This is a genomic window from Natrinema versiforme JCM 10478 (assembly GCF_000337195.1).
Taxonomy (GTDB): Archaea; Halobacteriota; Halobacteria; order Halobacteriales; family Natrialbaceae; genus Natrinema; species Natrinema versiforme.
This window is the reverse complement of the sequence record NZ_AOID01000021.1, coordinates 84,891-98,773: the sequence shown is the minus strand read 5'-3', so window position 1 is coordinate 98,773 and position 13,883 is coordinate 84,891. Positions and strand designations below refer to the sequence as shown.

Below are 13,883 nucleotides of genomic sequence, written 5' to 3'. Positions count from 1 at the left end.
AACGAGTGTGAGCCCGCAGTCCGACCCGGTTTCGCTCTCGTCGGATCGGCGCTGGTCGGTCGAGATCGGCAGCGAGATACGGTCTTCGCCGATCGTCGTCGACGGACGGGTGTACGTCCACGACAGGGGTACGGGGAAAACCGCTTGCCTCGATGAACACACCGGAGAGGTGCTGTGGAAGCGCTCGACCGGCGGGAGAGACCATCTCGCAGCGCCGGCAGTCGACGGCGAGCGCGTGTACCTGAACGGACGCGGCGAGTGGACGGCACTCGCGCTGGATGCAGAGACGGGCGATACGGAATGGGCGTTCCCGACCACGCACGGGTCCCGTTCGATCGCGTGTGCCGACGGGACCGTCTTCGTCGGCAGCGACGACGAGGGAGCGGTGCTCATCGCACTCGAGGCCGAGACCGGGCAGGAGCAGTGGTCGGTCGACGTCGGTAGCGAACTCTTCGGACCGCCGGCAATCGTCGACGGAACCGTCTACGCGGGCTCGACGAACAGCCGTGTGCTCGCGCTGGACGCCGACGACGGCACGGAGCGCTGGCGGTTCGACTCGAGCGGAGGCGTCGTCGCAGCGCCGACCGTTCGCGACGGCACCGTCTACGTCGGGACCCAGAGCGGTATCGTCCACGCACTCGATCGAGAAACCGGGAGGGAGGAGTGGAACAGCGGAGCCGGCGAACTGGGAATGCTGTACCCGTCACCGGCGGTCAACGACGACCTACTGGTTGTCGGAACGTGGAACACGGGCGAGGTTCGAGCGTTCGAGCCGCACTCGGGACGAGAACAGTGGCGGGCGGACGATCTCGAGGGGATCGTGTACGTGACGGCTCCGGTCATCGCCGGCGATCACGTCTACTTCGGGTCCGACGACGGACTGCACGCCGTCGATCGCGACACGGGCGAGCACCGCGAGAAGTTGCAGGCGGATGCCGCGGGTGGAATGCAATCGTCACCTGCGGTCGTCAACGACACGGTATACGTCGGCGACAACGAGGGCACCGTCCACGCGGTCTCGAAAACGGAGTAGGCGAACGGCGACAGTCAGAGCAGAATTCGATTCGACGGGAAACTCGGTCCGGCTTTCGTTACTGATAGAAGTAACCGGCCGACGAGATCACGTCGCTCGAGTCGTCCTCTTCGATCTTCTCGAGAGCGTCGGCGAAGTCCTGATGGGCGACTTCGTTGCGCTCGTTGCGGATGGCGAACATGCCGGCTTCGGTGGCGAGGCTCTCGATTTCGGCACCGGAGTAGCCTTCGGTGTCGTCGGCGAGTGCGCCGAAGTCGACGCCGTCGGCGACGTTCATGTTCCGGGTGTGGATCTGCAGGATCTGTTCGCGGCCGTCGCGGTCGGGTTCGGGGACTTCGATCAGGCGGTCGAACCGGCCGGGGCGGAGGATAGCGCGGTCGAGCATGTCGAAGCGGTTGGTGGCGGCGATGATGCGGATCTCGCCGCGGGCTTCGAAGCCGTCCATTTCGCTCAGGAGTTGCATCATGGTCCGCTGGACCTCGGCGTCGCCGGAGGTCTTGGACTCGGTGCGGCGGGTCGCGATGGCGTCGATTTCGTCGATGAAGATGATGGCGGGCTGGCGCTCGCGGGCCATCTCGAAGAGGTCGCGGACGAGCCGGGAGCCCTCGCCGATGAACTTGCGGACGAGTTCGGAGCCGGCCATCTTGATGAAGGTGGCGTCGGTTTCGTTGGCGACGGCCTTGGCGAGCATCGTCTTGCCGGTGCCCGGCGGGCCGTAGAGCAGGACGCCGCTCGGCGGGTCGATGCCGACCTCGTTGAAGAGTTCGGGCTCGATCAGCGGCTGCTCGACGGCCTCGCGGACCTCGCGGACCTGCTCGTCAATGCCGCCGATGTCGGCGTAGGTGACTTCGGGTTTCTCCGTGATCTCCATCGACTGGGCCCGGGCGTCGGTCTCGGTATCCAAAATCGACTGGATCGCAAAGGAGTCGTTGACCGCGACGCGGTCGCCGGGCTCGACGCTGTCGACGATACGCGAGGAGACGTCGGTCAGCACTTCCTGGTTGTTCCCGTGCTGTTTGACGATGACCTGGTCGTCGTCGAGGACGTCCTCGACGGTGGCGATGTACAGCGACGAACTCTTCAGCGTCTCGTTTTCGCGTTCGACGCGGTCGACTTTCTCCCGGAGACGCTCGCGACGGTCCTCGGCGTCGTCGAGTTGGTCGGTGAGCTGGTCGTTGACGTCGACCAGATCCTCGTAGTGTCCCCGAAGCGCCTCGAGCCGCTCGTCGTCGGGGAGGTCTGAGTCGATATCGCGATGAGGTCGGTCGGGAATAGACGGGCTTCGAGACATCTTGATGTACGCCGATAGGATTTCGATAGTAAATGTGCCTTTGGGTCCCGGAGGGATTTCTCGAGGGCATATCAGCCAGCCCCTTGCATATACGGGGTCGCTCGGCGCGAGATCGGTTCCGCGAACCCAAATACCGGATCGGGCGGCCGGCCGATCAGTCGAGCAGGGACTCGAATTCGTCGAGACGCTGGCCGTAGGTCTCGAGCGCGCGGTCGATCGGGGCCGAGGAACTCATGTCGACGCCGGCGATCCGGAGGAGTTCGAGCGGGTACTCGCGGGAGCCCCGGCGGAGGAACTCGAGGTAATCCTCGGCCGCGGGCTGGCCCCGCTCGAGCACGTCGTCGACGATAGCGAGCGCGGCGGAGATGCCGGTCGCGTACTGGTAGACGTAGAAGGCCCGGTAGAAGTGGGGGATGCGCATCCACTCGCGGGCGATGCGGTCGTCGATGACCGCCGGCTTGTAGTAGTCTTCCTTGAGCCCGCGGTAGAGGTCGTCCAGCCGGTCGGCGGTGAGGGGTTCGCCCGCCTCCTCGAGGCGGTGCGTCTCGTGTTCGAACTCGGCGAAGAGGGTCTGCCGATAGAGGGTCGAGCGCACCCGCTCTAAGAACTCGTTGAGGACGTGCTTTCGGAACTCGGGGTCGTCGACGGTCTCGAGCAGGTGGTTGGTCAGCAGGGCCTCGTTGACCGTGCTGGCGACCTCGGCGACGAAGATCTCGTAGTTCGAGTAGATGTAGGGCTGTTCGTCCTTGGTGAGTTCGGAGTGCATCGAGTGGCCGAGTTCGTGGGCCAGCGTGTACATCGAGGAGATGTCCTGCTGGTAGTTCAGCAGGATGAACGGCTGGGTGTCGTAGGTGCCCCCGGAGTAGGCACCCGACTGTTTGCCTTCGTTCTCGTAGACGTCGACCCAGCGGGACTCGAGGCCTTCGGCCACCTGGGACTGGTACTCCTCGCCGAGTGGCGCGAGGGCGTCGACGACGTACTCGGTCGCCTGGTCGTACTCGAGGTCGGGGCCCTCGTCGCCGGTCAGGGGCATGTAGATGTCCCACATCTGCAGGTCGTCAACGCCGAGCGCCCGCTCTTTGAGTTCGGCGTGGTGGTGGAGCTTGTCGATGTTGTCGTGGACGGTATCGACGAGCGTGTCGTAGACCTCGACGGGGACGTTCGGGCCGTCGAGTGCGGCTTCGCGCGCAGTGTCGTAGTTGCGGGCTCGAGCGGTCTTGACGTCCGCTTTGACGCTGTTCTTGTAGGACGCCGCGACCGTGTTCCGCATCGATTCCCACTCGTCGAAGTAGCCCTCGTAGACCCGCCGCCGGAAGTCGCGCTTGGGGCGCTTGAGCAGGTTCGTGAAGTTGCTCTGGGTGATCTCGACCGCGTCCCCGTCAGGGTCTTCGACGGTCGGGAACTCCATGTCCGCGTTCGAGAGCATGTTGTAGACCTCGCCGGTCGCGCCAGTCACTTCGCTCAGATCGGCGAGCAGCGCCTCGACTTCCGCCGAGCGCGTGTGCGGTTTCATCCGGAGCACGTCGTCGACGTAGTGGTCGTAGGTCTCGAGACCCGGTTCGTCGTCGACCATCGCGTCGAACTCCTCGCGGGTCAGCTCTTGGAGCTCGGGGTCGATGAACGAAGCCGCGGACTGGGCGTCGGCCGCGAGCGACTGCGATCGGGCCGTCAGCGCCTGATACTGCTGGTTCGTCGTGTCCTCGTCACGACGCATCCGGGCGTAGGCCGCGACCGTCGAGACCTCCCGCATGACCTCGTCGCGGAGCTCGAGCACCTCGAGGAGGGTCTCGGCGTCGTCGGTGACCTGTCCCTCGTACGTCTCGAGATCCGCGACGCGCTCGGCGACTGCCTCAGCGGCGGCCTCCCAGTCGTCGTCGGTCGCGTAGATGCTCTCGAGGTCCCACGTGTATTCCTCGTCGACCTCGGAGCGGTCGGGAACGGAACTCATGGCCCGAATTTCGGAACGAAGATGGTAAAGGGTATCGGACGCCGTCACCCGCGGCAGCGAGGCGGTCGGTGTCGAACGGTCGCTACCGCGGTCGGTCCGTCGCTTCGACGCAGGTCGCGTCGGAACCGGAAGAACGAACCGCTTTTCACTCCGATTTCCCGAATCGTCTGCATGGAGAAACTCCTCGAGTCGTTGGACGACGCACCGATCATCGATAAGGACGGCTACGAGTACCTCGTCCACCCGATCAGCAACGGCGTGCCACAGCTCGATCCCACCCTGTTGCGGGAAGTCGTGACTGAGGTGATGCAAACCGCGGATCTGGACGTCGACAAGATCATCGCGCCCGAGGCGATGGGGATCCACCTCGCGACCGCGCTCTCGCTCCAGACTGACATCCCGCTGGTCGTCATCCGCAAGCGCCCCTACGGGCTCGAGGGCGAGGTCTCCTTACACCAGGAGACGGGCTACTCCGAGTCGGAGATGTACATCAACGACGTCGAAGACGGGGACCGCGTCGTGATCGTCGACGACATGCTCTCGACCGGTGGCACGCTGGCGGCGATCTGCGACGCCCTCGACGGCATCGGAGCCGATATCGTCGACATCGTCGTCGTATTGCGGAAGGTCGGCGACTCGGCGCTCGACGACACGAAGTACGACGCGACGAGTCTCGTCGATATCACGGTCGAGAACGGCGAGGTAACGGTCCACTCGAAACCGTAACCGTCCCGCGCGAACCGGGTCGATATCGATAATCGCTCCTCCGAACCGGCCGCAAATCAGCCTCGAGCCATCGGTCGACTGATCGCACCGAAGTAATCACAAACATGCATACTGTGGCCGCGAATAGCGCCGTATTGGGCTCGTTTACGAAACCTTTTATGCACCCCTCTGCAATCAGGCGGCCATACAATGTCGACGGACGAGGACGGGGGCATCCAACTCGAGTACGGAGTGGACGACAAACCGCCGTTACCGAAATCGATTCTGCTCGGCTTGCAACACGTCGCGGTGATGATCGTGCCGGCGACGGCAGTGGCCTACGTCGTCGCGGGCGGGGTCGGACTCGCTCCGGCGGACACGGCCTACATCGTCCAGATGGTCCTCCTGTTCTCCGGGCTGGCGACGATCGTCCAGGCCTACACCGTCGGCCCGGTCGGCGCTCGCCTGCCGATCGTCATGGGCTCGAGTTTCACGTTCGTGGGCGCATCGATCTCGATCGGCGCGGACTTCGGGATGGCCGCGGTGTTCGGCGCGATCCTCGTTACGGGATTCGTCGTCGAAGGCCTCATCGGCTGGCAGTTCAAGCGAATCAAACCCTTCTTCCCGCCGCTGGTGACCGGCCTCGTCGTCGTCATCATCGGCCTCTATCTCGTGCCCGTCGCCATGGACTACGCCGCCGGTGGGGCCGACGCCGCCGACTTCGGCGCGCTCCACCACATCGGTCTCGCCGGGCTCGTCCTCGCGATCGCCGTCGGTCTCAACATGTTCACGCGCGGGGTCACGCGACTGCTTTCGATCCTCGTCGCGATCGTCGTCGGCTACGTCGCCGCGCTCGCTGCCGGGCTCGTCGACTTTGGGGCCGTCGGCGACGCCGCGTGGGTCTCCCTGCCGGCACCCACCCGATTCGGCTTCGAGTTCGAACCGATCGCGATCGTCACCTTCGCCTTCCTCTTTCTCGTCTCCGCGATGGAGACGGTCGGCGACATGTCCGGCGTCACGGCCGCCGAGGGGCGAAATCCGACGAACGAGGAGTTCCGCGGCGGGCTGTTCACCGACGGGCTCCTGAGTTCGATCGGTGCCGTCTTCGCCGCGTTCCCGATCACCTCCTTCTCCCAGAACGTCGGTATCGTCAACTTCACCGGCGTGATGAGCCGGCACGTCGTCGGTATCGGCGGCGTCTTCCTCGCCGTCCTCGGTCTGAGCCCGAAGGTCGGCGCGGCCGTCACGACGATCCCCAGCGCGGTCTTCGGCGGCGCGGTCCTGCTCATGGCCGGCATGGTCGCGGCCAGCGGCTTCCGGCTAGTCATCACGAACGCCGACCTCGACCGCCGGAACACGGTCGTCGTCGCCGTCTCGCTCGGCCTCGGACTCGGCATTGCGACCACGCCTGAAGCGCTCTCGGGGCTTCCGAGCGCGGCTGAAACGTTCTTCGGACAGCCGGTCATCGTCACCGCGCTCTCGGCGCTGCTGCTCAACACGTTCGTTCCCGGCGAGCAGAGCCCGCTGTTCGACGCTCGTGTGCCCGAGGCGGACGCGGACGCAGATACCGATGCCGACGCCGCGGCCGCTGGCCCGACCGACGACTGAGGCGTCTCTACGGCCGCTCGCTCGACCAGACCGGCCGGCCGTCGGCTTGCCGACCCGCTCTTTTGTCGCTCGGCCGCGAACTCGAGAGGCGAGTCATACCGCGGATCGTTGCGGGCGATTTCCGTGGGGGACCGCTGGGGCAGGCGTACGGATCGGGCATGCACGCAGCCGAGAGTTGGCTCGATTCACGGCCGTGGCTGGTGTCGATGCCCGAGACTTTCGGTCGGACTAGTTACCGTTACGGACGTTCTCGACGGGAAACCTTTTAGCGCCGACAGTTCGGTGGCAGGGACATGGGGGACATTTCGCGACGCGCAGTGCTCGGTACGTGCGGGACGGCGCTCACACTCGGTGCCGGCTGTCTCGGTGATTCGACGGGCTCGGGCAACGAGCCGAACTCGACGGACGACGGTGGTTCGTGGGAGTCGTTCCGTGCAGGGCCGTCGAACGCGGGCATCGTCGAAACAGCGGCTCCGCGAGACGAGCCGGCGGAACGGTGGCGCATCGATCTCTCACCGGGCCCGGGGACAGCAGCGGTGTCGGACGGAACGGCCTTCCTCGCCGCTGAGTCGGCGCTACACGCGCTCGAGGTCGAGTCCGGCGAGGAGCTGTGGACGGTCGAGTTCGAGACCGAGCGGACCGGCTCGCCGGCCGTCACGGACGACGCGGTGGTCTGTCCGGTCGGTGACGGGCTGGTCGCAGTCGATCGCGACGGGGCCGAAAAGCGCCGAATTCCGTTCGATAGCGGGGAGACGAACGCGAGTCTGCTGAGCCAGCAACAGGCTCGTCCAGGACCGTCGTCGTCACCGACGGTAGTCGACGGAACGGTGTACGTCGGAACGCCGGACGGAGACCTCGTAGCGGTCTCGCTCGCGGACGAGAGCGTGACGTGGCGCTCGGCCGCGACGGCCGGCTGGACGACGTTTTCACAGGCCCAACAGTCGGAAGCCGTCGTCTCCTCACCGGCCGTGGTCGACGGCCGAGTGATCGTTGGCACCGAGGCGGGCGTCGCAGCGTTCGACGCGGCGGACGGCTCAAGCGAGTGGACCTACGGGACTGAGCGGGCAGTGCGCTCCTCGCCGGCAGTCGCGGACGGCACGGTCTACGTCGGCGGTTCGACCCCGATCGCGATATCGATGGAGAGCGGCGATCTCGAGTGGCAGAGCAACGACGCGTTCGAGACGATGAGCGGACGCCAAACGAGACCATGGGTCGATGCGGCCAACCGGCAGGAACGAACGGGGATGAAGCCCTCGGTCGCCGTCGGCGAGGACATCGTCGTCGGACACGATCCCGACGATCGCCTCGTCGCCCTCGAGCGAAGCGACGGGAGCACGCGGTGGGAAGCTCCGCTCGAGGGCGTCGAATCGATAGCGGCCGCGACTGCCGACTCGACGGCGGCGATGGGCGCGGGGTCATCGGCTCGAGTCGAACCGATGACGACCCAGTTAGCGCCGAGTTGGTCCTCGCCCGCGATCACCGGCGACGTGGTCGTCGTCGGGACCACGCAGGGGATCGTCGCCGTCTCGGTTACGGACGGCGAGGGACTGTGGCGAATCCCGACCGAGAGTCGCGTCGTTGCATCACCGGCGGTCGCCGACGGGACCGTCGTCGTCGGCGACGATAGCGGAGCGTGCTACGCACTCGACGAATCCTAACTCTCCGCGTCGACCGCGGTCCGGACGACCCGAGCGAGGCCGAGTACCGCGACGAACGTCCCGGCGAGGACGAGCATGACGAGCAACACGACGCCGAGGGCGGATGCGCCGATCTCGGGGTGGCTCCGCAGCGGCGACGTGAGGCGGAGTCCGAAGAAGACCACGAGGAGTCCGGCGGAAACGCGGATCGACGCGCGCCAGTAGGCACCGTACTCCTCCGGTGAGAGTTCCATGCGCCGACGTGTGTCCGCGGCCGTGAAAAACGCTCGTCTGCCGTTCGAGTGCGATCTCGCTCGAGTCGGGTTCCGGCCGGTCAGCGAATCCCGTCGGCCATCTGCCCGGCGACGCGAGCCCCTGTCTGCCGATCGACGCGGCGGCGGTCGAACACCGCTCGAGCGCTCGCGGCCGCGTCGTCGTCGATCTCGAAGGCGAGATCGGGGTAGTCCACGTCGGTCAGCACGAGCCGCTCCGGCGGCGCGGGCGCGACTCCCTCGTGACCGGGCAACGGCTCGGGCTCGAGGACGCGGTCGATTTTTTCGAGCGGCGACTCGCCGGTGCCGACCGCGCGAGCCAGCGAGACGAGCCGGCGGACGAGTTCTCGAGCGAAGCCGCCTGCAGCGGCGGTAACGACGAGGTAGTCGCCGTCCCGGCGAGCCCCCAGGGACAGCGAGCGCTCGGTGTTGTGATCGTCCGGCGTCAGATTGTGCAGGTCGTGGGTCCCGGACAACGCCTCGCAGGCCGCGCGGAACCGGTCATCGTCGACGGCGGGTGCGATCGGATCGGCGGCGGAATCGCGCGTCGCTTCGCCGGCAGGCGGCGCGTACAGGTGATACGTGTACTTCCGGCGGCTCGCGTGGTGGGTCGCGTGGAACCCGTCCGGAGCCTCGGCGGCCGCCCACGCCCGGATGTCCGCGGGCAGTTCGGCGTTCAGCGCTCGCGGCGCGAGCCAGTCGGGGGCCTCGAGCGCGATTGTCTGGGCGAGCGCGGATACGCCGGCATCGGTGCGACCGGCAGCCGCGTAGCCCGCGGGCTTGTCGGCATCTTCCTCGAGGACATCGAGCGCGCGGAGCGAATCGAAGATAGCGTCCTCGACGGTCGAAACGTCGGGTTGGCGCTGGAAGCCGTGGTAGTCTCTCCCGTCGTAAGCGATCCGGAACGCGCGCAGTGGCATGGTCTCGAGTCGATCCAGCGGGGCCAGCGTGTTATACGGTTCGCTGTGTCCCGGCGGCGAGCGCGGCGCTCCGTTCGGGTCCGTCTGAAGCGGAGTCCGTTTGCAGCTCCCGGTCGTCGGACCGCCGGAGCTACCGCTCGCGCTCGAGTGCCGCCAACGCGTCGAGCCGTTCGTCCGTCGGCGGGTGCGTTTCGAAGAGGTAGCGCTCGAGTCGGTGGTGCCATTTTCGAAGCACCCAGTACGACGGCTCGGTGTCGCCCTCCGGGCCGAGCATGACCTTTTCGGGCTCGGCGGGCTCGAGCGAGATGATCGACAACGAGGAGACGCTCGACGCGTCGCGGAGGTCTCGAGTCGGCGTGTCGGCGACCTCCCGGTCTAACCGCCGGAGCGCACTGGCGAGCGCGGCGGGCGAGCCGGTCACCGCCGCGGCGGCTCGATCCGCCGCTCGCTCCCTGACTCGGGAGAGGCGGGCCGTGATCGTTCGCCCGACGATCCAGACGCCCGCCGACAGAAATCCGAGCGGCACGGTGATGATCACAGCCCAGCCGGGATCGTCGATCCGATCGATCCGCGATTTCAGCCCGTCGGCGAGCACGACGGGCACGGAGACGGCCGTCATGACCATTGCGTCGCGGTTTCTGACGTGGGCGAGTTCGTGTGCGATCACCGCCTCCAGTTCCGCTTGCCCCTCGAGCGCGTCGAGCGCCCCCAGCGAGAGCACCAGATGCACCGACTCCGGTCGGAAGCCGACGGCCATCGCTTCGGGGACGTCTCTCTCGGAGACGGCGATTGTCGGCACAGGGACGCCGAGCTGGGCCGCGACCCGTGTCGTTGTCTCGTACAGCTCCGGTGCCGTCTCCCGGTCCACGGGGTGGGCGTCCGCGAGCCGCTCGATCGTCTCGAGGTGTCTGTACTCGAGATACCCGATCGTCACCAGCGTCCCGGCGGTGGTGACCGCTGCGACGTGGGACGCGAACGCGAATCCCAGAAACGAGAGCACGCCGTAGAACACGCCCCAGACACCCGCAAGTAGTCCGAGCGTGACGACCGCAAGGCCGAGGACGGCGGCGACCATCCGTGCGCGGAGACCGAACGTGGTGGCGGCCATAGTCGCTGGATTCGGGTGACCGATTAAAATGTTACCGGATCAATACATGCAGCGGCCACCGCTCGAGTCCCTGCGACCGGCATTCGATAGCGAGGCCAATCGTGCCGATAAGGACGGCAAACAGGACGAATCCGACATCAGCCCTCCGAGCTCAGTTCGAGAAAGCCGCCGAACAGCAGCACGAGTATCGCGAATCGCTGGAGGGCAGCACCGACCAGTATCGGGATCGTTGGGCGGCGCTATCGGTGGCGAATCACAGTTCGTCGCCGGTGTCGAACTCGTCGCCCTCGGCGTCGTCGAATTCGGGTTCGTCGATGTCGAACTCGTCGGTCCCGAGTTCCGATCCGGCGACGCCGACGCTGCCCTCCTGAATCTCGATGGTCACGCCCTCGTCCTCGGATGCGGGCGCGGCCCCGAGGAGGTGGGTCGTCGCCGACTCGACTTCCTCGTTGACCGACCAGACGAATCGCAGCACTGACTCGAGTTCGGTGCCGGCCTCGCGGACGCCGCGCTGGGGCGAGATCTCGCCCAGACTCCGCGCGCCCTCCGGATGGAGGAACTGGATCGGGTGGTCGGTCGGGACCTCTTGGAGGTCGACATCGAACGACCAGAGGTAGGGCAGGGCTTGAATGGCGTACCCTTGCGGTTTCGGCGCTCGCCGCCCGGCGGCGGTCAGGGCGACGTTGATCGCCGTCGATTCCGCGTCAGTGTCGAAGTACACGCCCGGAGCACCGGGAACGGAGACTCGCATACTCAAGGGAGGGGGCCCGGGACGGGTGAGTCCAGACCCGGCAGTTCCAACCTCCTTTTACGTGATTTGTGGAGTCCGACAGCCAATCCGTACCACTCAGTGGAAGGTCTCGGCGAACTTCTCTCGCGGGTTGATATCGAGTTCGCTCACGCTCGAGTGGTCCTGACTCGCGGCGAATCGGATCGCGGCGGCGATCTCCGTGGGATCGCTCGCCTCGTCCTCGTCGTACCGGTCGGCGAAGGTCTCGCCGTCGGGCGTCTCGAACTGGGTGCGCACCTCGGCGGGATTGACGATCGTGACTCCGACATCGGCGTCGCCGATCTGAGCCGCGAGGCTCTTGGCGAAGCCCCGAACCCACCACTTCGTAGCCGCGTAGACCGGGTTGGCCGGTCGCGGGTGCCGGCCGGCGAAACTGCCGACGAAGATCAGGTGGCCGTCGCGTTCGCGGACGTGGGGGATCGCCGCCCGCGTCGCGTAGAAGACGCCGTCGACGTTGGTCTCCTGCATCGTCTCGTAGTCGTCGGTCGACAGCGACTCGACCTCGCTGCCCCGGCCCAGTCCCGCGTTGTTCACCAGCACGTCGAACCCGCCGAACGTCTCGACGGTCGCCTCGATGAGCGCGTCGACGTCGTCTTCCTCCCGGACGTTCGTCGGGACGACCAGCGTCTCGACGTCGTGGGTCGCCTCGAGGTCGTCGGCGAGTTCCCGTAGTTGGTCTTCGCTGCGTGCCGCGAGAACGACGTTTGCGCCCTCGGCCGCGAGTTCGCGACAGGTCGCCGCGCCGATGCCGGAACTCGCGCCCGTAACGATCGCCGTTCCCTGCTCGAGTGAGTCGGACATGCCGGCGACTAAGGCGGCATCGACCCTAAAAACGAGGGTCGCGGAACGGTTTCGCCGGTGATCGCGGGCGAAACGAGGTCGATCGAACGGCGCTCAGTAGTCCTCGAGGTCGTACAACTCGCCGTACTTCGACTCGACGTACTCGAGGAAGTAGTCGGCTGTCAGCCCTTCGCCGGTCGCGTTCTCGATCAGGTCAGGGGTGACGTAGCGTTTGCCGTGCTGGTGGATATTCTCGCGGAGCCAGCCGTTGAGGTCGTCGAACTCGCCCTCGCGGATCTGGTCGTCGAAGGGGCCGCGATCGTCCTCGCGGTCGCCGTCGGCTCGCGCTGCGATATCGTCTTCCGCGGCGGCGTACAACTGGGCCCCGAGCACCGATCCCAGCGAGTACGTCGAGAAGTAGCCGAAGTCGCCGTGGGACCAGTGGATGTCCTGCAGGCAGCCCTCCGCGTCCGTCTCGGGGCGCACGCCGAGGTACTCCTCGTACTTGTCGTTCCAGACTTCGGGGACTTCCGCGACCTCGAGGTCGCCTCTGATCAGGTCGCGTTCGATCTCGAAGCGAATCACGATGTGGAGGTGGTAGGTGAGTTCGTCCGCCTCGACCCGAATGAGGTTGTCGTCGTGGACCTGATTCGCGGCCTCGTAGGCCTCTTCGGGGGAGACGGCCTCGAGTTCGGGGAACCGCTCGCGGGCGATCGGCAGGAAGTGCTCCCAGAAGGGGCGGGAGCGGCCGACGTGGTTCTCCCAGAGGCGAGACTGGGACTCGTGGACCGAGAGGTCCCGCGCCTCGCCGAGCGGGGTGCCGTAGCCCTCGTCGGGCAGGCCCTGCGTGTAGTTGGCGTGGCCGAACTCGTGGATGGTCGAGGTGATCGAACCCAAGAGATCGTCCTCCTCGAAGCGGGTCGTCACGCGGGCGTCGAACTGCGTGCCCGAGGAGAACGGATGCGGCGCGGTGTCGAGTCGGCCCCGATCCCAATCGTAGCCCAGCGAGTCCAGCACGTCCCGCGCGAGGGCTTCCTGATCGTCGTCGTCGAACTCGCCGGAAGACGTACCGTCTTCCGAGCCATCCGAGCGTGGCTCGGAGACGCCGGCGAAGGCCTCGGTCTCGAGGTCCGCGTCGCTCTCTTGGACGGCATCGATCAGCGGCACGAGATTCTCGCGCAGGCGCTCTAAGACCCGTTCGGCCGTCTCGAGGTCGATGTAGGGCTCGTAGTCAGCGAAGAGGACGGCGTAGGGGTCGGCGTCGGGATCGATGTGATTCGCGTACTCGCGCTTCAACTCGACCAGTTTCTCGAGGGTCGGCGCGAACTGCTCGAAGTCGTCCTCCTCTCTGGCCTGCTTCCACTTCGGGTGGGCGTTGGAGGCCGTCGCCGAGATTTCCTCGACGAGGGCCTGCGGAACGCTCGTCTCGCGGTCGTATTTCCGGCGGATCTCGCGGACGACCGCGGCCTGCTCGCCCTCGAGGTCGCCGCTCGTGTCCCCCTCTAACTCTTCGAGCAGGTCGCCGGTCTCGTCGGCGGTCAGCAGTTCGTGGCTGATCGAGGACAGCGCCGAGAGCTGCTGTGCGCGGGCCGGGGTGCCGTCGTCGGGCATCACGACCTCCTGATCCCACTGTAGGATGCCGGCGGCGTTCCCGATATTCGAGATGCGGCGCACTCGCTCTTCGAACTGCTCGTAGGTGTCGGCCTCACTCGCATCGCTCTGGGCCTGATCGGTCGCCATAGACGTACCGTTGGCCCGGAAGCGGTATCAACGTCGTGGTTCCGGCGACTC

General features: G+C 66.5%; 12 protein-coding genes. 4 read left to right on the top strand and 8 right to left on the bottom strand.

Translation table 11 applies throughout. From position 1 onward, the window contains the following. The first annotated feature begins 7 nt into the window (after positions 1 to 7). Positions 8 to 1,033: an outer membrane protein assembly factor BamB family protein gene (locus C489_RS06600; RefSeq protein WP_006430402.1), complete on the top strand. Its 1,026-nt coding sequence runs from the start codon at positions 8 to 10 to the stop codon at positions 1,031 to 1,033. A gap of 58 nt (positions 1,034 to 1,091) precedes the next feature. On the opposite strand, the gene pan2 is transcribed toward C489_RS06600, so the two are convergent. Then, a complete protein-coding gene (gene pan2, locus C489_RS06595) occupies positions 1,092 to 2,324 on the bottom strand; it encodes a proteasome-activating nucleotidase Pan2 (protein WP_006430401.1) in 1,233 nt (410 codons plus the stop codon). A 154-nt stretch (positions 2,325 to 2,478) separates the two neighbouring features. Further along, entirely contained in the window at positions 2,479 to 4,272 is a 1,794-nt protein-coding gene (gene pepF, locus C489_RS06590) for an oligoendopeptidase F (protein WP_006430400.1), read from the bottom strand. Positions 4,273 to 4,443: 171 nt separating this feature from the next. Between pepF and hpt the strand changes: the two genes are divergently transcribed. From hpt to C489_RS06575, 3 genes are all read left to right on the top strand, one after another. Then, positions 4,444 to 4,998: a hypoxanthine/guanine phosphoribosyltransferase gene (gene hpt, locus C489_RS06585; RefSeq protein ID WP_006430399.1), complete on the top strand. Its 555-nt coding sequence runs from the start codon at positions 4,444 to 4,446 to the stop codon at positions 4,996 to 4,998. A gap of 189 nt (positions 4,999 to 5,187) precedes the next feature. Further along, positions 5,188 to 6,585 (top strand): uracil-xanthine permease family protein, encoded by a 1,398-nt coding sequence (locus C489_RS06580; RefSeq protein WP_006430398.1) that lies wholly within the window; start codon positions 5,188 to 5,190, stop codon positions 6,583 to 6,585. 293 nt (positions 6,586 to 6,878) lie between these two features. Further along, the gene (locus tag C489_RS06575; RefSeq protein WP_006430397.1) at positions 6,879 to 8,243 is read left to right on the top strand and encodes an outer membrane protein assembly factor BamB family protein; all 1,365 of its coding nucleotides are present in this window, start codon (positions 6,879 to 6,881) and stop codon (positions 8,241 to 8,243) included. Here the strand turns inward: C489_RS06575 and C489_RS06570 are convergent. The 6 genes from C489_RS06570 to C489_RS06545 form a co-directional block, all read right to left on the bottom strand. After that, entirely contained in the window at positions 8,240 to 8,476 is a 237-nt protein-coding gene (locus C489_RS06570; protein ID WP_006430396.1) for a hypothetical protein, read from the bottom strand. The two genes, C489_RS06575 and C489_RS06570, sit on opposite strands and share 4 nt — an antisense overlap. Before the next feature lie 80 nt (positions 8,477 to 8,556). After that, positions 8,557 to 9,414 (bottom strand): tRNA pseudouridine(38-40) synthase TruA, encoded by an 858-nt coding sequence (truA, locus tag C489_RS06565; protein ID WP_006430395.1) that lies wholly within the window; start codon positions 9,412 to 9,414, stop codon positions 8,557 to 8,559. Positions 9,415 to 9,544: 130 nt separating this feature from the next. Beyond that, positions 9,545 to 10,489: a M48 family metalloprotease gene (locus tag C489_RS06560; protein ID WP_049890671.1), complete on the bottom strand. Its 945-nt coding sequence runs from the start codon at positions 10,487 to 10,489 to the stop codon at positions 9,545 to 9,547. Between the two features lie 286 nt (positions 10,490 to 10,775). After that, positions 10,776 to 11,273, bottom strand: coding sequence for a hypothetical protein (locus tag C489_RS06555; RefSeq protein WP_006430393.1), 498 nt, complete (start codon positions 11,271 to 11,273; stop codon positions 10,776 to 10,778). A gap of 96 nt (positions 11,274 to 11,369) precedes the next feature. Beyond that, a complete protein-coding gene (locus C489_RS06550) occupies positions 11,370 to 12,113 on the bottom strand; it encodes an SDR family oxidoreductase (protein WP_006430392.1) in 744 nt (247 codons plus the stop codon). Between the two features lie 93 nt (positions 12,114 to 12,206). Further along, positions 12,207 to 13,832 (bottom strand): carboxypeptidase M32, encoded by a 1,626-nt coding sequence (locus tag C489_RS06545; RefSeq protein ID WP_006430391.1) that lies wholly within the window; start codon positions 13,830 to 13,832, stop codon positions 12,207 to 12,209. Positions 13,833 to 13,883 lie beyond the last annotated feature (51 nt).

Coding starts and splice junctions, on each gene's coding strand:
- pan2 (WP_006430401.1), bottom strand. CDS start 2,324: ATGTCTCGAAGCCCGTCTATTCCCGACCGACCTCATCGCGATATCGAC.
- pepF (WP_006430400.1), bottom strand. CDS start 4,272: ATGAGTTCCGTTCCCGACCGCTCCGAGGTCGACGAGGAATACACGTGG.
- hpt (WP_006430399.1), top strand. CDS start 4,444: ATGGAGAAACTCCTCGAGTCGTTGGACGACGCACCGATCATCGATAAG.
- C489_RS06580 (WP_006430398.1), top strand. CDS start 5,188: ATGTCGACGGACGAGGACGGGGGCATCCAACTCGAGTACGGAGTGGAC.
- C489_RS06575 (WP_006430397.1), top strand. CDS start 6,879: ATGGGGGACATTTCGCGACGCGCAGTGCTCGGTACGTGCGGGACGGCG.
- C489_RS06570 (WP_006430396.1), bottom strand. CDS start 8,476: ATGGAACTCTCACCGGAGGAGTACGGTGCCTACTGGCGCGCGTCGATC.
- truA (WP_006430395.1), bottom strand. CDS start 9,414: ATGCCACTGCGCGCGTTCCGGATCGCTTACGACGGGAGAGACTACCAC.
- C489_RS06560 (WP_049890671.1), bottom strand. CDS start 10,489: ATGGTCGCCGCCGTCCTCGGCCTTGCGGTCGTCACGCTCGGACTACTT.
- C489_RS06555 (WP_006430393.1), bottom strand. CDS start 11,273: ATGCGAGTCTCCGTTCCCGGTGCTCCGGGCGTGTACTTCGACACTGAC.
- C489_RS06550 (WP_006430392.1), bottom strand. CDS start 12,113: ATGTCCGACTCACTCGAGCAGGGAACGGCGATCGTTACGGGCGCGAGT.
- C489_RS06545 (WP_006430391.1), bottom strand. CDS start 13,832: ATGGCGACCGATCAGGCCCAGAGCGATGCGAGTGAGGCCGACACCTAC.